At 56.6% G+C, this 19347-nt stretch carries 15 protein-coding genes and 1 pseudogene; 5 read left to right on the top strand and 11 right to left on the bottom strand.

The genetic code is table 11. From position 1 onward, the window contains the following. Positions 1 to 428 (top strand): annotated as a pseudogene (locus NW806_RS07095) (glycosyltransferase family 2 protein); the annotation flags it as partial. 109 nt (positions 429 to 537) lie between these two features. On the opposite strand, the gene NW806_RS07090 reads toward NW806_RS07095, so the two are convergent. Beyond that, positions 538 to 1053, bottom strand: a complete 516-nt coding sequence (locus tag NW806_RS07090; RefSeq protein ID WP_414410550.1) for a type IV pilin protein — start codon at positions 1051 to 1053, stop codon at positions 538 to 540. Positions 1054 to 1256: 203 nt separating this feature from the next. Between NW806_RS07090 and NW806_RS07085 the strand changes: the two genes are divergently transcribed. Then, the gene (locus tag NW806_RS07085; protein WP_414410549.1) at positions 1257 to 4205 is read left to right on the top strand and encodes a methyltransferase domain-containing protein; all 2949 of its coding nucleotides are present in this window, start codon (positions 1257 to 1259) and stop codon (positions 4203 to 4205) included. 81 nt (positions 4206 to 4286) lie between these two features. On the opposite strand, the gene NW806_RS07080 is transcribed toward NW806_RS07085, so the two are convergent. Beyond that, positions 4287 to 4805, bottom strand: a complete 519-nt coding sequence (locus NW806_RS07080) for a phosphoribosyltransferase (RefSeq protein WP_414410548.1) — start codon at positions 4803 to 4805, stop codon at positions 4287 to 4289. Between the two features lie 59 nt (positions 4806 to 4864). Continuing rightward, complete coding sequence (locus NW806_RS07075; RefSeq protein WP_414393039.1) at positions 4865 to 5779, bottom strand: branched-chain amino acid transaminase; 915 nt, start codon at positions 5777 to 5779, stop codon at positions 4865 to 4867. A 162-nt stretch (positions 5780 to 5941) separates the two neighbouring features. Between NW806_RS07075 and NW806_RS07070 the strand changes: the two genes are divergently transcribed. Then, the gene (locus tag NW806_RS07070) at positions 5942 to 7375 is read left to right on the top strand and encodes a hemolysin family protein (protein WP_414410547.1); all 1434 of its coding nucleotides are present in this window, start codon (positions 5942 to 5944) and stop codon (positions 7373 to 7375) included. 4 nt (positions 7376 to 7379) lie between these two features. On the opposite strand, the gene NW806_RS07065 is transcribed toward NW806_RS07070, so the two are convergent. The 5 genes from NW806_RS07065 to pilM all read right to left on the bottom strand — a co-directional run bounded on the left by NW806_RS07065 (position 7380) and on the right by pilM (position 14678). Beyond that, entirely contained in the window at positions 7380 to 8915 is a 1536-nt protein-coding gene (locus NW806_RS07065) for an aminotransferase class I/II-fold pyridoxal phosphate-dependent enzyme (protein ID WP_414410546.1), read from the bottom strand. A 768-nt stretch (positions 8916 to 9683) separates the two neighbouring features. Then, the gene (locus NW806_RS07060; protein ID WP_414410545.1) at positions 9684 to 11798 is read right to left on the bottom strand and encodes an AMIN domain-containing protein; all 2115 of its coding nucleotides are present in this window, start codon (positions 11796 to 11798) and stop codon (positions 9684 to 9686) included. A gap of 233 nt (positions 11799 to 12031) precedes the next feature. Further along, on the bottom strand, positions 12032 to 12784 hold the full coding sequence (locus tag NW806_RS07055; RefSeq protein WP_414410544.1) for a hypothetical protein: 753 nt from the start codon (positions 12782 to 12784) through the stop codon (positions 12032 to 12034). Continuing rightward, positions 12784 to 13491, bottom strand: coding sequence for a PilN domain-containing protein (locus NW806_RS07050; RefSeq protein WP_414410543.1), 708 nt, complete (start codon positions 13489 to 13491; stop codon positions 12784 to 12786). The genes NW806_RS07055 and NW806_RS07050 overlap by 1 nt, the downstream gene beginning before the upstream one ends. Positions 13492 to 13517: 26 nt before the next feature. Further along, on the bottom strand, positions 13518 to 14678 hold the full coding sequence (gene pilM, locus NW806_RS07045; protein ID WP_414410542.1) for a type IV pilus biogenesis protein PilM: 1161 nt from the start codon (positions 14676 to 14678) through the stop codon (positions 13518 to 13520). A gap of 178 nt (positions 14679 to 14856) precedes the next feature. Between pilM and NW806_RS07040 the strand changes: the two genes are divergently transcribed. Beyond that, positions 14857 to 15975 (top strand): iron-containing alcohol dehydrogenase family protein, encoded by a 1119-nt coding sequence (locus NW806_RS07040; RefSeq protein WP_414410541.1) that lies wholly within the window; start codon positions 14857 to 14859, stop codon positions 15973 to 15975. A 1-nt stretch (position 15976) separates the two neighbouring features. Here the strand turns inward: NW806_RS07040 and NW806_RS07035 are convergent, their stop codons facing one another. The 3 genes from NW806_RS07035 to NW806_RS07025 form a co-directional block, all read right to left on the bottom strand. Beyond that, positions 15977 to 16909: a DMT family transporter gene (locus tag NW806_RS07035; protein ID WP_414410540.1), complete on the bottom strand. Its 933-nt coding sequence runs from the start codon at positions 16907 to 16909 to the stop codon at positions 15977 to 15979. Positions 16910 to 17051: 142 nt separating this feature from the next. After that, complete coding sequence (locus tag NW806_RS07030; RefSeq protein WP_414410539.1) at positions 17052 to 18170, bottom strand: glycosyltransferase family 9 protein; 1119 nt, start codon at positions 18168 to 18170, stop codon at positions 17052 to 17054. Between the two features lie 96 nt (positions 18171 to 18266). Further along, complete coding sequence (locus NW806_RS07025; RefSeq protein ID WP_414410538.1) at positions 18267 to 19058, bottom strand: hypothetical protein; 792 nt, start codon at positions 19056 to 19058, stop codon at positions 18267 to 18269. Between NW806_RS07025 and NW806_RS07020 the strand changes: the two genes are divergently transcribed. After that, complete coding sequence (locus NW806_RS07020) at positions 19057 to 19194, top strand: hypothetical protein (protein WP_414410537.1); 138 nt, start codon at positions 19057 to 19059, stop codon at positions 19192 to 19194. The genes NW806_RS07025 and NW806_RS07020 overlap by 2 nt on opposite strands. The last annotated feature ends 153 nt before the right edge of the window (positions 19195 to 19347 follow it).

Here is a 19347-nt window from a genome sequence, read left to right as displayed (position 1 = left end):
TATTTGAAGTCGAGGACTATTTTCGCGATGTCACTCTATTTAAGAAAAACCCTGCTGCCTTAGAGCCAGGACTCTGTACTGAGCTTCAGAGAGTTTCCGGCAAGAGTCAATACTTTTTAGCTTATCAAAATGGAAAGTCAGCAGCTCGGATCCATCCCACTCTCTTACCCAATAGCGTACATAGCTTTGATATTCCAGAATGTCATACCTTGGTAACATCATTCCCCTCTATTTTGCACTACTTAAACTTTCGGGTTCCCTTTCACTTGGCCTCACGGGACGCTTATTGCTCAGGAGATAGAACTTGCATGGCAGCTCTTTATCAAGAGTTCATACTTTACAACAATCCTGAAACCAACCAGAACCTCATCGAAAAGGGTATTCTTACTCGCATCTCCTACCCATCACAGTTACTGTCCTCGCTCTAGTTCACTGGTTTAGCCTAGAGCCCTTGCCTACTCTTGAGGGAGACTGGAGCAACTGAAATAAAAAAGCTCCCCACAGGGAGCCACGGAGTACATAAAGTAGAGATAGAAACTAGTCAAAGACGTTGCAGCTCTTACCAACGAAGGTAGGTAAAGTCGTCACTACTGGTTCCTGTGCTCCCAGCCCAATGGTGCATTGAATGTTCTTACCAGACTTGTTGATGTATGGAGCACCCTTGGATGTTGTGTCCCACCTTAGTGCGTGAGGATTACTGGTCGAACGCTCACTAGCCACTGGTGTCTGGTAGTTGGGAGCCCTCCACGGATCGTTCATGTACTTGTCATTATTTTCTCCACCGTGCTCGATCCTAGAATACTTGTCAGGATAGACGCCGAAGTCGAGTCGGTAGACTTCAGAGGCACGGCCTACTTCAGTGAGAGCCGCTTGAGCTTCGGCTGTACGGGAGCGGCGCACTTGGTTTAAGAACTGCGGGATTGCCACTGCAGACAGCACACCCACAATTACAATCACCACCAACAGCTCAATCAGGGTGAAGCCCTTGGCTTTGGAGAGAATTTGCTGAGCCAGTTTGGCCCGAAACAGAGACTGACGAGACTTCGCGCTCATGGTACTCGATCCTTTGACAACCTAGAGAGTGAACCGTGCAGGTTACCTGCCGCTATTAACTTACCCCGCTGGCGGGCAGTTCATAACAGTCCCCTCCCACGGAGTGCAATTGCGGATCTCTGCTAGGGGCAGCCCAAAAACCGGTGGTCTAGCTGAGCTGGCTGCAGCGGGGCAAACTAGGACTAGTGATCTCCTTCCCACCCATGAACCCTACACTGCAAGCCCAGATCCTGGAAGCTAGGCAACTGCTTCAGCAGGCTCCCAATGCCTTTGCAGAGTGGCTGGTGGCTTTCTACCGAGAGCAAGACCGAGAGCAAGACGCAAAGGGTTGGCGGGAGTTTTTGCGGGGCTTCTGTGACCTCCCCTCATCTTCATTGGCTGATGAGTCGGCTTCTCCCTCTGAGCCAGAGGCAATCACCCTATCGGCGCTGGAGCAGGCCTTGGTTGCCAACCGGCTGAACCTTGCCTACCAGCTCTACACACCTTTGGTAGAAGCAGGAATCCTGCCGGCGGAGAAGGTGGTAGAGGTGTTGCTATCCTTGGCAGAAAGCCTGGAAAAAAGCTCCACTGAAGATTCGCAGCAACAACGTTTCCAGGTTTGCCTGAAGCTGCGCGAGCTGGCTTTTGAGCTGGATCCATTCCGGCGGGATAACACCCAAGTTTTGCTGATGCGGGCTCTGCAAGCTCAAGACGAGCTGGCCGTGGGCTTTTACGGGCAGGCTTTGGCGGAGCAATTGGCCAGTTTGGGAGAAGAGCAGACCCTAGACATTACCCAGGAGCCCCTCCTGACTCAACTTCTCACTCGGCTATGGGATGACGGCTACCTGGATTTGTTTTTTGAGGTGGCCACAGCTTTACAAGCTCGTCTTTTGGAGGACCAGAAATCCGGATTTGCTGCTTTGCTAGCCCAGCTGGCTCATGCTGTGGATCCCGAGCAGGCGAAACGCTATGAAGGTTTGTGGACGATAGAGGACTTAATCGGTGACTTTTTTCAGAGGGCAGCCCGCGCCTTCTTCCAGAACTCTACCAGTGATGGCTATTCCATTTTAGGAGAAGCTCTCATCACGGCGGCCGAGAGCTCACAGGTGCAAGAGAACTTTACTCTTCGTCTATCCCTTCTATCAGAATCGCTGGAAAAGTTGATCCATGCTGCACAGCTGGAACGGGTAAACTTTGTTATCCAGAAAATTATAGACTTAATTTTATCGAGGGAAGCCGACTTAGGATCACTAAGAATTAACGATGAAAATCTACTCGAGAGTCTAACGATTGCTAAAGCCATTCTGTTTCGAGTTTGCTTTTGTTGGAGTTATCTAACTGACGATTGCTCTCTGATTCGTCATTACCAACAAATTGGTGGTAGAATCTTTAACGACTGCCTAAGCTTAATGGCTTCTCAGCGAGACTTTCTTTGGTCGGAATATTGGCAGAAGAATCAGCGAGACTACTGCGGATCTGGCAGAACTAAGCGAAAGCTGAGGGTAGGCTTTCTGGGTAACTGCTTTCAGCGACATTCGGTTGGCTTTCTCAGTGAGGCTACTCTCAGGAACCTATCTCGCGATCTTCTGGACGTTGTCTACTACTACTACCAGGGGTGGAAAAATGAAGATATGGCCAGTCATGACAATATGTATCAAAAGTTTCGCTCTCACGAAAATCTCCATTTTCGCTTTTTTCCAGGAGAAACCAAGCCGCCTCAAGTAGCTGCTCAAGCGCGTGAGGATCGCATCGATATCATGGTTTTTATGGACTCCCTTACCAGTCACGATGCCAGCATCGTAGCAGCTTTGCGGGTCGCTCCTATCCAAATTGGTTGGCTTGGCGGAGATGCTGTTGGTTTGCCGGAATTTGACTACTTCTTTGCCGATCCCTATATCCTTCCTGAGGAGGCCCAATCTGACTACCATGAAAGAATTATTCGCTTGCCCAGCTACTGTGCTGTTGATCATCTGGACGTCTGTGCTGCCAACGAGGTAGACTTTAAGACTAGTCTGAGAATAGAGCCGAAAAATGTTGTTTTCCTAACCGCAGCTAGTGCTTACAAACGTACTCCCAAATGTATCGACGCTCACCTGCAAATCTTAAAGGCCGTTCCCAACGGAGTTTTGATTGTCAAAGGATCAGGAGAAATTGCTACGGTTATTAGACGCTACCAGGAAAGAGCCAAAGAGCTGGGCGTTCTCGATCGCGTCCGATTTCTTGCTCGAGCCAGCAGTGTGGAAGAGCATCGTGGCCAACTAGCCTTAGTGGATCTCGTTCTGGATACCTTCCCCTACACAGGTGCAACCCACACCATGGAAGCTCTCTATATGGGTGTGCCAGTCCTTACCCTAGTGGGCAGGCATTACTATGGCCGAATGAGTTACAGCCTGCTGAAAAATGTTGGCCTCGAGGATTGCATCACCTGGTCGGTGGAGGAGTTTATTGAGCGTGGGATCCAGCTAGGCAATAATCCAGAACGCTTGGCTAAAGCTAAGCAAACTATTCGAGATTCATATCACAGATCAATAGTATGGGATCCAAAGCGGTTGGCTAAAGCCATGGAGAGAGTTTTCTTCGAGCTAGCTTATGAGCATCAACTTATTCAATCTATTCCTCCTCTAGAAGATCGCCAAGCTGAGCCCAAGCCCGCTGAGTCTATTCGTCTTCATATTGGAGGTAAGCAGCCTCATCCAGACTGGAAGATTCTAGATAGTCAGGTAGGAGACCATGTGGATTATGTTGGAAGCGCCATTGATCTCAGTCAATTTGAAGATAACTCTATAGAAGCCATCTACGCTCCCTATATTCTGCAGCGCTTTAACTACACACGTGAACTACCTACTGCTCTCAAAGAGTGGCACCGGGTTTTGCGCTTTGGGGGCCAGTTGATGATCAGTGTCCCAGATATGCCTACTCTCTGCCGTCTTTATCTGAAGGATGAAGTTTCTTTAGAGCAGAGGTTTCGCATTATGCGTATGATGTTTGGTGACCAAGTAGATGAGCAAAACTACCATAAAGTTGGCTTCTCGTGGGAATACTTATTTGCTTTACTTGCTCAGGTAGGTTTCAGGGTTATTCGAAAGGTGGACAGATTTGGGCTGTTCAATGATTGCAGCGATATGGTCTTTCTCGGGGAACCAGTTAGCCTAAATGTAGTTGCAACTAAGTAGGGGTGCAACTTCAGCAACCGGAATACGGTGTGTTGAGCTGCTTGTCGATCTAAAAGCTTACTCAGGAGTTAGATTTGCAGTTTAACCCAAAGAGCGCAGGGACTCCATTAGCTGCTTGGGTGTCATCTGCTCGTAGGGTTCGAAGGGCTGGTGAATCCAAGGGTTATCGGGCAAATAGTCCACATAGTAATCCGGTTGATAGATGGAGGCTGCTTTGTACCAGAGTACACCGGTGCGGATTTCCTCGATGTAAAAGCCGTAGTGGTGCTTGAGCCAGTGGACAGAGCGCTTCAGGGTCATGCCGGAATCGACCAAGTCGTCCACCAACAACACGTGGCTGCCCAGGTTGGCGGTAGTCATGGCCAGATCCCGCGAGAAAATTAGCTGCCCTCGCTGACGATTGCCAGGGCCGGAGTAGGAGGAAGCAGCAAGAATTGCTAGAGGGAGATCGAATAGGCGGGCTAGAGTGTCGCCAATACGCAGCCCGCCCTTGGCGATGCAGACAATTTGGTTAAACTCCCAGCCGCTTTCGTAAACCTTGACGGCCAGCTCTTCGATTTTGCGGTGGTAGTCGGCCCAGGTGATGGAAATCTCGTGCAAGGGATCCCTCTCCAGCTCTAACTATCTATATCGCACCTAGCCAGCTTGGAGATGGCAACCTAGTTCAGGGGGATCACCTTTACCCAGTGGGAATAGGCGGGATCCCGGTTTTCCATGATGGCTGTTAGCTTCTGCCGCAGTTGCTCGGTAATGGGGCGGGACGACGGCAGGACGTACTGCTCGATCTGGCGGATGGGCGTGATCTTGGCGGCGGTGCCAGTGAGGAAGGCCTCGTCAGCGATGAACAGCTCTGACTTATCGACAGGGCGTTCTTGGGTGGGGATCCCTAGGTCGCGGGCCAAGGTGAGGACGCTGTCGCGGGTGATCCCTTCCAGGATGTCTTGGTCGAAGCTGGGGGTAATCAGCACGCCGTTGCGCACGATGAAGATGTTCATGCCCGAGGCTTCGCTCACTTTGCCCTGGGAGCTGATTAAGATAGCTTCGTCGAAGCCAGACTGTACTGCCTCGGTCTTGGCCAGGGAGGAGGTAATGTAGGCACCAGTGATCTTGCCCCGCAGCGGTAGGCTGCGATCCTCCTGGCGGGCCCAGGAGCTGATGCGGCAACTTACCCCTTCCGGCGAGAGGTAGTCTCCCAATTCCAACCCGTACACAAAGAAGTCTTTCTCGATGTTGTGCAGCCGCGGTGAGATGCCTAGGTCGGAGGTATACACCAAGGGGCGGATGTAGAAAGAGGTGGAAGGGCGGTTTTTCCGGATCAGCTCCACAATGACCTGCTCGATCTTCTCCGCAGGCAAATCGAAGCAGAGTAGGCGGGCACTCTGGCTTAGCCGTCGGCAGTGGCGATCCAGGCGAAACACCAGCACTTGATCCGGATTTTGCGGATCGGGGATCCCGCGCAGGCCGCCAAACGCTGCCGTTCCGTAGTGCAGAGCATGGGTGGCAATGGAGATCTTCGCCTCGGCAAAGGGAACGATCTGGCCCTGAAAGTAGGCGTAGGGCAGAAAATCGGGCATGGTCGGCACCTACTGCAGCAGGAAAAGGGGTAGGAATATTATCGCCGATTGACGCAGCAGCGGGAGTCCGCCGTTCTCTAGCCCACCTGACGGGCGCCAGAGAATCAAGGGCCGGAGGCGCTCTAAGCTAGAATGCTGTCTATCCGTCTTGCTGCTCCCCTGATGGACGACCCTCCTTTAGGCTCGGCACCTAGCTCTAAGCTTGCGTGGGGAGAGGCGTCTCTCAGTCTCCTCTGGATTATTGCCCTTCTCCTCATCAACGCTTTCTTTGTGGCGGTGGAGTTTTCCTTGGTTTCGGCGCGGCGCTCCCGCATGGTGCAGTTGGCCGGTGAGGGGAACCGCCAGGCGGCAATGGTCCAAAAAGCCCAGGAGCAGTTGGAGTATGCCCTCTCCACCGCCCAATTGGGCATCACCCTAGCCAGCGTCCTGTTGGGCTGGATCGGGGCTACCCAAGTGGCGCCGACGCTGTTCTTGGCTCTGAGGCAACTGCCCTGGTTTCAGGGTATGGATCCCGCTCTTGTGCAAGGTGGGTCGGGGGTAGCGGTATTTTCGCTTCTCACCTATTTGCAGATCGTGTTGGGGGAGCTGCTCCCCAAGACTCTGGCCATTCTCTACTCGGAGCCAATTGCCCTAAAGCTGGCCTGGCTCAACCGACTGGTAAGCCGCTTTTTACATCCTTTTGTGGAGCTCCTGCGGTTTTCCTCCCGCTGCGTGCTGCGCCTTTTGGGCGTCCGCGTTCCGGAGGCTACTTCTTTTTACAGCACGATGACGGTGGAGGAGCTACAGCTGCTGATTGCCTCGTCGGTGGAGTCGGGCAACATCGAGGCGGAGGAGCGGGAGCTGTTGAGCAACATCTTTGAGTTTGGCGAGACAGTGGCCAGCGAGGTGATGATCCCGCGCACCAGCATCGACGCCGTGCCCGAAACCGCCACAGTCCAGGAGGTGCTGGCGGAGGTGGCCGAATCAGGGCATTCCCGCTACCCGGTCTACGGCGAGTCTTTGGACGACATCCGGGGGCTGATTCACGTCAAGGAGCTCATTGGCGAGCTGGCCAAGGGATCCTTAGATTTGCACAGCCCCATTGCTCCCTTCATTCGGGAGGTTCACTTTGAGCCGGAAAACAAGCTGATCGCAGAGCTCTTGCCGGAGATGCAACGGCACCACTGGCCGATGGTGGTGCTAGTGGATGAGTTTGGCGGCACAGCGGGCCTGATTACCATTCAGGATTTGGTGGAGGAGATCGTCGGCAAGCTCTCCGATGGGCCGGATCCCAAAAGGAAGGAGCCGGACATCGAGGAGCTGGACGAAAACACTCTCCTTATCCAGGCCCAGTTGGACATCGAAGAGGTCAACGAGCGCTGCCACCTTAACCTCCCCTTGCATGAGGATTACCAAACGCTGGGAGGCTTTTTGATTTACCAGATGCAGAAGATCCCGCGCGTAGGGGAAAGGTTTACCTACCAAGGCCTCGAGTTCCAGGTGGTGCGCATGGAGGGGCCGCGGGTGGATCGGGTGAAGGTTGTCCGCCATCGCCGCAACTCTCCCAGCCCCCTGCCAGCACTCCCCCCTGCCCAGACGGCGAAGCCTGGCAGTTGAGGAGCTAGGTTTTGACGACTTTGAGGGTCTGCAGCCGCACGTCTTCGGGGCCGTTGATGAAGCCGCCCGCCTCGTGCACCAGCAGCAGATAGTCCACTGCCTCTTGGGTTACCTCTTCGCCAGGCACCAAAATGGGGATCCCGGGCGGGTAGGGGGAAATGATTTCGGCACAGATGCGGCCCACAGCTTCTTGAAAAGGGATCCGCTCGATGGGGGCAAAAAAGGCCTGCCGCGGCGAGAGCCGTTGGGGCGGGAGGGGGGGGCGTTTCAATTCGGCCAGGCGCCGCAGTTTCTCGGCCATTGCCAGGGAAGGCGGGGATCCCTGGGCATACTTCGACAAAGCCGCAAAGCTCTCCACCAGCCGGTCGATATCCCGCTGGGTATTGCCGAGGCTAACAATAAAGACCACGTTGTGCAGGGTAGACATCTCCGGCTGCACGTGGAAGTGCTCGTTGACCCAGTCGTGGGCGTCGAAGCCAAAGAGGCCCAGCCCCGACACCGTCACGGTCAAGCGGGTGCGATCCAGATCGAAAAAGCCGGGAGTGGAGCCAATGCGCTCCGGGCCGAAGCAGAAGATGCCTGGGATGCGGTTGAGGCGGGCGCGGGCCTGATCCGCCAAAGCCAGGGCTTGGCCCAGGAGAACTTCCCCTTCCAGGGCCATCTGCCGCCGCGCCACGTCCAGCGACATCATGAGCACGTAGTTAGGGCTGGTGGACTGCAGCAGCTGCAGGATGTTGCGGACTCGGTTGGGATCGACTCGGGATCCCTTGAGGTGCAGCATCGATGCCTGGGTCATGCCGGAGATGACTTTATGGGTGGACTGCACCACCAGGTCAGCCCCGGCTTCCAAGGCGGAGAGGGGCAGTTCTGGGTGAAAGCCAAAGTGGGGCCCGTGGGCTTCGTCCACTAGCAGAGGCAGGTTGTGGGCATGGGCAATGGCTGCCAGCGCTTCTAAGTCGCAGCAAACCCCATAGTAGGTGGGGCTGACCACCAACACGCCCTTGGCGTCGGGGTGCTGGGCCAGGGCTTGCTCCAGGCTGGCAGGGGTGATGCCGTGGGCAATGCCCAGCTCCAAGTCAAAATCTGGCTCAATGTAGACGGGCACGGCCCCAGAGAGGATCACGCCGGCGATGGCCGACTTGTGACAGTTGCGCGGTAGTAGGATCTTGTCCCCTGGGTCGCACACCGCCATCACCAGGGTTTCTACGCCACAAGTGGAGCCGTTGACCAAAAACCAACTGCGATCGGCGCCGTAGGCCGCTGCGGCTAGCTCCTGCGCCTCCCGGATCACGCCGTCGGGATCGTGGAGGTTGTCCACCTCCGGCAGCTCCGTCAGATCCGCTCGGAAGACGTTTTCTCCCAAAAACTCCCGCAAATCGGTGGCGATCCCCCGTCCCTGCTTATGGCCGGGCGTGTGAAAGGGAGCCTTATCCAAGCTGCAGTAGTGGCGGATGGCCTCAAAAAGAGGGGCCCGCTCCTGGGCTTTGCGATCCAGCAGGCGCAAGCGATGAGACGCTCTGGACAGATGAGATAGAACCACAGGCCACTCCTCAACACACCAGGTGGACGTCTCTGTAATTATTCACCCCAGTGGGGGTTAAGTCCACCGCCGCTACATTTCCTGCTAGCCTGGGTTTCAGGTAGCTTTTTGCCTGCGATGCTTAGTATTGCTGGCTGGAGTTGCCCCCACGGTTGGGGCTTTGCCAATCGGCCTGTTGCCGGGATCCCTTTGCTGCTGAGGGGGGCGTGAGCGTCAAGCTAGGGCCTGCGCTGACATCCCCTTCTCCGGAGGTGCTCCCAGCTTTCTCCAAAAACGAGTCCGCGCCGACATCACTAGCTACGAGGCCAACGCATATCTGGAGTTTTTCGGCCTACGGGGCTCTCTAGAGGCGGAGCTGCCCAAGGTGAGAGGGTGTAGAGAAGAACTGCGGGATGGACGGTATACTTTAGGGCTTCTGTTATTCTCCCAAGGTTTCCTTTCAACAATGGCAGGAAAGCTACCAGAAAAAAATGCAAGGCTTCTTTGGCCGAGATGTGGAGGTGCAACTGGGGCAGCCCCAAGAAAATCAGGTGGAATTGGCGCTTCTTGCCCGAGGTGGATCCCAGGCCACTTGAAGAAGCCATTAGCTGCTGAATGCAACTCAACGGATCCCGAAGCTAATGCAGCCAGTAACTCAGGACTGTCGAGAGTTAACTCATGAGGGGTGTGGGGAGCTATGGGTCCTGCGCTGTGCCTATAGTATCAGTGTTGGGAGGATGTCACGAAACTTGGCAGTTCGGCATAACCCTATTTTACGGATTGGGAATTTTACGGATTGGGAGGAAGACCAAAAGCAACATTATCATCCATAATGTAGGGCGTTAGCATGAAGACCACTTCATTGCGCTCGTTATCTACACTCTGAGAGCGGAACAAAGCACCCAAAAGAGGCAAGTCGCCTAGGAAAGGCACTTTTTGAACGTTAACGATGTCCCTGTCTTGAATGAGGCCAGCAATAATAAAGGTTTGCCCATCTCTTAACCTGAGCTGAGATGCTTCCAGCCGCCTTTTGTCGATGTTAAAAAGTTGAATGCCTGCAAAGTCTCCGCCTTGCAATACTTGAATGGGTATAGGAATAGAAATTTCCGGCTGAATGGTCAGGGTGACAAACCCATTGTCATCTATCCTAACTTCTGAGACGTTAAGGATAACCCCAGCATCCTCTCGCTGCAAACGCTCAGTCGTAATTGGAGGCTGGTTTTCGCCCTGGGGTATGGTGATGACTTCAACGTTAACAGGCACGCTGGTTCCAATGCTAATTCGACTGGATCCGCCATCTGCCACCACAACTTTGGGGTCAGTTAGAATTTTTCCAGTTCCATTTCGTATTGCAGACTGCACTCTTAGAGCCAAAGACTGCTGCAGCCGGTTGAGAGTGTTAAATATTCCCGTGATGGATCCTGATGGGCTTGCAGGGCCGATAGAGCTTACCGAGGATCCCGCAGGTTGATTGAGCGGTTGACCACCAAAATCGGCGTCTCCCAAGGTTCCAAGGGCAAAGTTGCCAGATGCCCCTCCCAAGTTAACTGATAAGCTTTCGTTTTTGTTCAAGCGAATATCAACTGCTCTCAGGGAAATCAAAACCTGTCGCCGACGCACATCCAACTGGGCAATCTGAGCAGCTACAATATCCTGCTGTTGTGGCGTGCCAATCACAGTAATAGAGTTGGTGCGTGGATCCTCAAAAAATTGAGCACCTGGTGCAACGGCGTCTAGAACTCCTTTGAGCCGCTCCACCAACTCCTTGGTAGCGACTGCCTGATTCAAGCGGTAGTTCCGCACCAGAACCCCTGCCACTCCTGGCAACGTTTTTCCAATGAATACAGTCTGACCCCGGCGCTGAGCCTGCAACTGTTTCAGCCGCAAGATATAGTTGAATGTCTCCTGCAAGGGCGAGTCTTGCACGTCCAGAGAGATGGTTAAGTCGGGCGGGACATCGTTGAGCACCACATTCAACCCTGCTCGCCGCGCCAGCAGGCTCAACACATCGCCTACGGGAGCATCCTTTAGGGTCAAGCTAATCTTGGCTGTGGATCCAAGGTCAATCGGAGGAGGATCAGGCAAGATGGTGCCGATGGCAATATCTCCAGCAGGAGGGGCCACAGCTCTCCCCTGGAAGGGGGATCCAGTGGGCAAGCTTCCTGGCGGCAATTGCGGTTGGTTAAGCTGGCCCACGGAGGGCACCTGAGAAATGACCGGCCTAGGAGAAGCTGGCTGAGGAGTAGGAGCTGTCTGAGCTGGCGGGGAAGAGGGGGAGTTTTGGGCAAGAGGCTGAGGAGTAGCAGCTGCCACGGGGGGAGAAGGAGAGTTTTGAGCAGCCGGAGAAGAGGCAGGGGTTGCCGGTGGGGCACCAGGCTGAGCTCGAGTTGGCGAGGCTGGTTGATTGGGCACTACTTCTTGGCTGGGCGCTGCAGCTACAGGAGCTGGCAGGGCAGAGGGCAAGCCCTCAAACTCGAAGACTAACTGCGTTGGGCTACGCTGGGCCAGCAAGCCTTGGGGAGCTGCCGCAACGCCGGCAATTTCTACCCGCACGCTGTCACTACCTATTTGCTTGGCTTCGATGAAGCGCACTCCCGGCAGGGGAGAATCCTGACGATAGCGGCCTTGACCTCTATCCAGTTGGGCATTGGCGATATCCCCAATCCAAGACCGGCCCTGTTGGGTAAAGAACACCTGCGGACGGGCGCCCCCCGTGGTTTGGATCTCCAGTCTCATGCGGTTGCCGTGGGGCACTAGCCGAATATCGGTGATACGGCTGAGGCTTTGCGGATGGGTGGAGGTCAATTGTTGGGCAGCAGCCTCATCAGGCCGGCTTTCTACGGCCAACAGGGGCAGAGAAAGGATCAAGCTCAATGCCCATCCCCAAGCAACTCGACGGCTCATTATCCTCACACCTCACTCCCTTGTCCAAGCGTGTTCCTGCTTGACCTTCAGCACAGGTCTAGGCCGTGCTTCCCTAATCAAAGCCGAAATTTTGGCTTTTGCCACTACCTGTAGAGGCCTTTTTCTCCAATCTTCCCTACAGTCACACTAGATAGATGTCCCTCACCTCTGGGTTGCCCCTTGCGACAGAACCCGCTGTCAGCCACCAGAGCCTAAGCAGGGTTCAGGCTGACCTATTGACCGGGTGCTGGCTGCTCTGGTTCAGATTGAGTAGGGGCGAGCTGTTCTGGTGCAGGGGAGGGTTGTCCTTTGGGCGCAGGGGCAGTACCCAAGGGAATGTCTTTGTTGTAGTAATAGGCGGTCAAGTCGAAGGCGACGTTCAGCTCCCCCCTCCCTTGAACGGGATTGAGGGAGAGGTTGCCCACGCGAAACAGAGCCCGAAAACGCTCGATGTCTCTCATGAGGTTGATAATGTCAGCGTAGGGACCCTGCACTGTGACGCGCGTGGTCTGCACCTGGATGGCTGGAGCAATGATTGCGGGCACTTCGGGGTTGTCCGAAGAAGCCGGCGTTAAAGGAGAAGGGCTGAAACTGAGCAACTGACTGTTAGGTTGCCCCTGCACCAGGCGGTTGAGATCGATCAGCTGAGTGTCGGCATTCTCAGGAGTAGCAAACAAAGCGCTGAGCTGTTGCTGCTGCCCGCGAGCCCTCTCGATCTGGTTGGGCAGATCCTGCAGGCTGGCAACCCGGCCCTGCACCTCCTGCAACTGGCTGGTTTTTTGGGCCACCTCTCTTTCCAAGGCTTGCACTTCTTCGATCAGAGGACGGAGTTGGGTGAAGGCCAGAAAGCCCGCCATGCCCACACCCAAGATTCCAATCAGAAGTCCAATGCGAATGGGAGTTAGCTCGACACCCAGCAGTACCGGCGGCCCTGCTGGAGGTGCCATCAGTTGTTCATCGTGAAAACTTTCCAGCGAGCCAGTCATCAGTTCGCCTCCGCTTGACGCAAGGTACGGATCTTTTCAACTAGGCCTATTGCTCCCCGCTGTTCCAGCTCACGGGTAAACTCTGGGTCGGGATCCCCGATAGTCCGAACAGTAACTGTTATGCTGTAAGCAACGCTGGCTTCAGTTTCAGGTGTGCCCTCCGCTCGAGAGGCACTGTTGAGAACGGCGCTGGTTACGAAGTTGGAATCCAGCAAGGTGAGCAAAAAGTCGTTCACCAAGGGAAAATCCAGCGCCTCTCCTTGTATGTTTACGGTGTCCCCAGAAGCGCTGATGTTGGTTATCCACACCCCTTGGCCAGGGATCCGGCGCCGCACTTCCTCCAAAATGGCTGACCAGGGCTGGATGGATCCCAGGAAAGAGCGGAAGCCCTCCGTCTGGGTGCGAATGGTTTGTAATTCTTGGCTGAGGCCCTGGAGTCGGGTTAACTCGGCATTGGCTGTGCTGAGTTCCCCTTCGAGGCGGGTTCGCTCTGCCCTTAGGGCATCTCTTTGGCGCAAGAAGTGGGCCTGGAAGTACAAAAAACCCCCCATGGCCACGGCAGCCGCAGCAAACCCCAGGCCAAGGGCCAGGGCCCAGCTCCCCGCTCCTGCGACAGTGGGTGGGGCAGCTATTGCCTCTGCCCCTGTCTGGACGGAGGCGGGAACTTCCGGTCTTTCTTTAAGAAAGTTGATCTCTGGGGTGTACATCTGTCGCCTCGCTTAGGTATTGCAGGTCATCCCTTGCCGGCTTCCCGCATGGCCAGACCCAGAGCTACTCCCATCGCCGGGCGCTCCTCTAGAGGCACCTCGATGGCATCCGGCACAAGGATGTTGCCAAAAGGATCCGCCAGCTCTACAGCCATGCCCAACGACTGAGATAGGAAAGCATCCACCTGGCCGATAGTGGCCCCGGAGCCGGCCAGAAAGACCTTCACCACCGGGAAGTTGCTTTCCGTGCTTGTGAAGAAGTCAATGGAGCGCTTCAGCTCATCGGCCAAGTCGGTAACAACACGCGCCACTGCGGCCACGCCTGGGTTGCTGGAAACCGCCTGCCCACCGCCAAGCAAAACCTCGTTGGGGTTGAGCAGGGGTAACCTCAGAGTTCGCAACAGCTCGCCAGTGCGACTGAAGGGCAAACTGAGAGACTGGGTCAGCACCTGCCGCATGTGGACGGTGCCGATGTTAACCGTGCGGGTAAATTGGGGGATGCCGTTGACCAAGATGCTGATCTCGCTGCTGTCGTAGCCGATGGAGCTGAGCAACACTGCCTCTTGAGGGCTGTACTGGAGGAGCTGGTCGCGGATGGTGCGAATGAGGGAGAAGCTGGCCAGCTCCACACAGCGCGCTTTCAAGTTGGCTGCTTGCAGCACCGCCAGGTAGTTGTCCACCACCTCCTTGGGGATTGCCACCAGCAGCACCTCGATGCGCTCAATGCCATCCTGGGAAAGGTCAAGGCCCAGGGGTTGGTAGTCCACATCCGCCTGATCCCGCGGGTAGGGGATGTAGAGTTCCGCCTCCTGCTCCAAAACCACCCGCCGCAGTTCATCGGCAGGCAGATCAGCCGGTAGGCGAAGGAGGCGAACAATGGCCTCCCGCGCCGGCACCGCGGTTGCCACCGGCAAGTTGGTGGGCACCTTGTACTCGCTGAGCAATTTAGCCAAGCTCAGGCCAACGGTGTTGGGATCGAGGATGCGCCCCTCGGCCATTGCCCCCTCGGGCATTGCCACGCTGTGGTAGTGAGCCAGCCGATAGCGGCCACTACCCTGCTTTTTGAGTTGGGCGACGGCGATGCGCTCGGGGTTAATCTCCACCCCAAGCATGGTTTGGGCTTTGAAACCGCCAAAGAAGCCGAACACGCTGGGAAACCCCACCCTCTGCGCCACTGCTAGACGCATACTACCCAATCTGTTGGGGGGTTACCACCACTCGTAGTTGACTGCTGGCAAAGATTTGTGATAGCAGACCCTCCCTTCAACCCCTTCTAAGCAGGCGAGGCCTGCCCGTGACTACACCTGAGGTGGGAAAGGCAGAACTTGCGGCTAGAATCGTAGTCTGTAATTGCCCCTTTTGGGAATGAGAACTTGTGAATTTGACCTAGCCATCCCGGCGCCGGCCCGCCTGTACCGGGGCAGGGGCATTCTGGGGACTGTACCTCTGACGGTTCTGGGATCCCGGGTGTTGGTCATTGGGGGGGAGCGATCCCTGGCCGTGGCAGAGCTGCCCCTGAAGCGCAATTTTGCTCGGGATCCCGCCGTCCAGGTTTACTGGACTACCTACGGGGTTGACTGCAGTGAGTCGGAGCTGGCTCGCCTGCAGGCACTGGCCACAGCAGAATCGGTAACCGGCATTTTGGGGGTAGGAGGCGGCAAGGCCCTGGACACGGCCAAGCTGGTGGCCCATCGTTTGAAGATTCCAGTGGTAACGGTGCCCACCTCTGCCGCCACCTGTGCCGCCTGGAGTGCCCTGTCCAACATCTACTCCGATGCAGGCGCCTTTCAGCGGGATGTGGCCTTGGATCAAGCTCCCGATGCCCTGATCCTGGACTACGAGCTCATTCTGCAAGCCCCAGCGCGCACGCTAGTGGCTGGGATCGGAGATGCCTTGGCCAAGTGGTACGAGTCTTCTGTAAGCAGTGGCAACTCGGAAGATGCCTTGGTGATTGCTGCTGTGCAACAAGCCCGTGTCCTGCGGGATCTGCTGTTCCAGCAATCCTTGGCGGCCTTGAGGGAGCCGGGCGGAACAGCTTGGAAGCAAGTGGTGGATGCCTGCATTTGCCTAGCGGGGATCGTCGGCGGCTTGGGAGGGGCCAAGTGTCGCACCGTGGCCGCCCACGCTGTCCACAATGGCCTTACTCATCTGAGGGGGCACCGGGCCACCCTGCACGGGGAGAAAGTGGCTTTTGGCATCTTGGCCCAGCTCCGCCTGGAAGAGATCTTGCAGGGAAGCCAGTTGGCGCTGGCGGCCCGCACTCAGTTGCTGGAGTTCTACCGCCAGGTGGGACTTCCCCTGAACTTGCGGGATCTACAGCTAGATCACCTGGGATCCGCCGAGCTGCTGCACGCTGCCCAAGTGGCCTGCCAGCCGGGATCGGATATCCACCACCTACCCTTCCCTGTTAGCCCCGAAGCCCTGCTGGTGGCCCTCACCACCACTGACGTGACCAGCTCCAGCCCCGTCCTGCCACGGGTGTAAGTCATTGTCCTTGGCAGGCTCCCCTGCTACGAACTTGGCGGGCCTCGCCGTATGCCGCGGAGGTGGCGCCTGCTAAAATCAGGGTTCCGCCTACCCAAGTCCACCCATCCGGGATCTCGGCAAACACCCAGAACCCGAGCAGGCTAGCCCAGAGGAGGCGGGAGAAATCCAAAGGCAGGAGCATCGTTACGTCGGCTAGCTTGTAGGCTTGGGCAAGGGCCACCTGGCCAAGGCTGCCCAACAGTCCCATCGCCACCATCCACAGCCACTGCTCCGGCGAAGGCCAGGTCCAAACCCAAACGGCAGCCAAGAAGGAAAGGGGAGTCTGCAACAGGCCCATGTAGGCAGTGATCGTGAGGCTGGACTCGGTGCGGGCGAGGATCTTAAGCACGATGATCACCCAGCCAAAGAGCGCCGCCGCCGCTAAGGCTAGCCCTGTGCCCAAAGAGAACTCGCGGAAGCCTGGCCTTAGCATCATTAAAGTCCCGACAAACCCCAGGCCCAAACCCAGCCAGCGGGAGGGGCGCATCTGTTCCCCCAGCAGCCAAACCGCCATCATGCCAGCAAACAAAAGCTGGACAAAGCTCAGGGCCGTGGCTTCTGCCAAAGGCAACAGGCTGGCCGCCCAGAAGGAAAGCAGCATTCCCAGGGTGCTAATTGCCGAGCGCAGGAGGTAAAAGCTCATCTTGGCAGTGTGCAGAGAGTGGATCCCTGCTCGCAGAAGCAGCGGTACCAGGGCAAGAAACCCGAATAGGTTGCGCAAAAACACAATTTCAAAAGGGTGCAGGGCGGGAGTGTTGAGCCGGATGATTACCCCCAAGCAGGCAAAGCAAAAGGTGGCTAGCAGCTTTAGGGCAACTCCTTGCCAAGCCCTCTTGTTTCTTTGCTCAGCAAGGCGGCTCCCTTGATGGCTGTACCTCCTCCTTGGAGTCACAGCTCACACCCAAATGGTTTAGGGACAGAGTTTTCGGCATCAAACTCTCAGCTTAACCAGACTTTTAAGGATCCAGCCTGCGCTCCTAGGCACCCTCTGCTGTCTACCAGACTGCTCCAAGGGGCAGGGCAAAACGGGACCCCTAGCTTTTCTTGAGAATCTCCTTGAGGTAGCCAATGACCGTTTCCGGCTTGAGGTGAACCATACAGGGGTGGCCTTCCACTAGGCAGGCTTCGTTTTTGAACTTGTTTTCTGCGCAGACCCGACATTTATAGGGAGTCTGGGTAACGTAAACATGGGGCAAGCGAGGTGCCCACAGTCGCACGGGGCTAGCTCCATCGCCGTCGGCATCGTTGCCAAATAGAGCAATGGTGGGACAGCCTACAGCTGCCGCAATGTGCATTGGCCCCGCATCCACGGAGATACAGACCCGCGCCCGCTTCAGGGCCCCCGCCAGCTCGAGGAGGGTGGTTTTGCCCCGCAAGTCAATCATCTCCGTCTCAGCCAGCAGTTGCTCCTCGCCGTCGCCGTGGTAGAGGGATCGCTGTAGCTCGGGGGCGCTACCTACTAGCCCCACCTGCAAGCCCTGGCCCTGGCACCACTGGATTACCTGGCGCCAGTATTCAAGCGGCCACATCTTGGCGCGGCGGGTGGTGGTGATGTGCACGAGGACCTCCGGCACCGGAAAATCGGGATCCCGGCTAGGGAGCTCTAGGCGGAAGAAATCCGTCTCTACGTAGGCCAGGCGGCAGAAGATCTCGGCAATGTAGTTGCTGGTGAGGATATCTCTATAGCGCTGCAAAAACTCCAGGCTGTTCCAGTCGTCGTCCTGGAGCATGCGCTGCACCGGGTCGGAGCCGGGATCCAACTTGCGGCGAAAATCCAAGGTCAGGCCAGCCCCGGCAATGTACTGGGGTCGCAGGGCCGTTACCGCTACCAGGTTGAGCTCGCTAAACTCGTCGCAATTGATGGCCAGATCGTAGGGACCAGCTTGAGCCACGCGATCCCGCACAGCGGCCGCTAGGGCCTCGAGGTAATCGGGGCGGCGGCTGTAGAGGGGGAAACTGAAGTCGATGTAGGGGCAGTGGAGCTCAAAGTCGCGGGTAATTTCGCTGCCAAAAAAATCCAGCACACAGCCGGGGTATTTTTCCTTGAGGCCACGCAAGAGGGGGATGGTGACCACAAAGTTGCCCACCTTGCTGGAAGAAAATACCGCTAGATGTGGCCGTTCCCGCAGGGGTTGGTTGGCAAACCGTTGCATAGGGCTATGCCGTCTGGGTCAGTGGTGTAGAGCCCTCTCGCTAGGCTAGCATCCCCAGGCCAGCCTTCCAGCCAAGTCCTTGGGGAGGGGCTATACCTAGGGCAAGCTGGCTTGGCTGCCATCCCAGATGACCACCACAGCAAAGCGATCCAGAAAGCCATCGGCGGCGTTCATCTGGCGCAGATTGAAGGCATCTTCGGCAGAGATCACCAGGTCATAGCCCAAGGTGCGCAGGGCGCGGATGCGGTGGGGCCGCTCCCCAATGCGGTTGACTAGCGAGCGGGCCTGCTCTTCCGAGGTGGCGTAGGCGGCTGTGCCCTCGCTGCCCACAAAGGCGGCGTTGAGATCCTGGCCAAGGTTGATGGGCGGGTAAACAGGGTTGCCATCGGGATCCAAAAGGCGCATCGACTGGCTGGGCAGAAAATCCAGGCCGCGGGCATCGACCAGCAGCCCTGTTACCTGGGGCTGGGGCCGCTGGGATCCCGCCTCCAGGCCAGTTCCACCCCCTGACCCTTGGCCTGTGCCCACCCCTGAGCCAGGACTGGAGCCGCGCACCCCGCTCTGGCCGCTGCCAGGCCCGATTACTCCCCCTTGCCCAGACCCCAAGCCACCGCCGCCGGAGCTGGGGCCAAACTGGCGCAACAAGTCCAAATTGAAAATCGGCCCTTCTGATCCTGCGTTCTCGTCAGGAAATAGCTGGTCGGGAGTGACCGAACGCCAGGGCGCTTCTTGTTTCTCAAGGGTTGGGGTAGGGGATCCCCCCTGAAGGCGGCGGGGGGGAGGAAACAGCGTCTGCGCCTCGACCGCTTCCCCCGGCAAGACAAGTCCCCCTGCCAGGAGTCCCAGGGCTGCCGCCTTGATCCGGATCCCTGCACCTTGAGTTCTCATGCCCACACCTCTTGGCCTGAAAATCCGCAGCCGCTCGTTCCCCCATGCTATCCAGGCGGGGGTGGTTCGGCAGGGGATCGCGCGCAATCCTCCTTTCTTTTTGATCCCCAGCGATCCCCAAGCTCTTGACCAATAGGAAGAAATACGTGAACATAGGGTCATCATTACTGATCCCCGCTGATCCCAACCTGTAGTCATCATCGGTTGGAAGACGCAAAGCCGGCTGTCACCCCAGTAGGTCAGGGGTTGCGCTTAGCCGCAAGCTGGGATCAGCCTTATCGGTTAGCCA

The organism is Synechococcus sp. W65.1, assembly GCF_047461615.1.
GTDB lineage: Bacteria > Cyanobacteriota > Cyanobacteriia > Thermostichales > Thermostichaceae > Thermostichus.
Note: the sequence above shows the minus strand (reverse complement) of the source record. Positions and strands in the feature narration are given on the sequence as shown.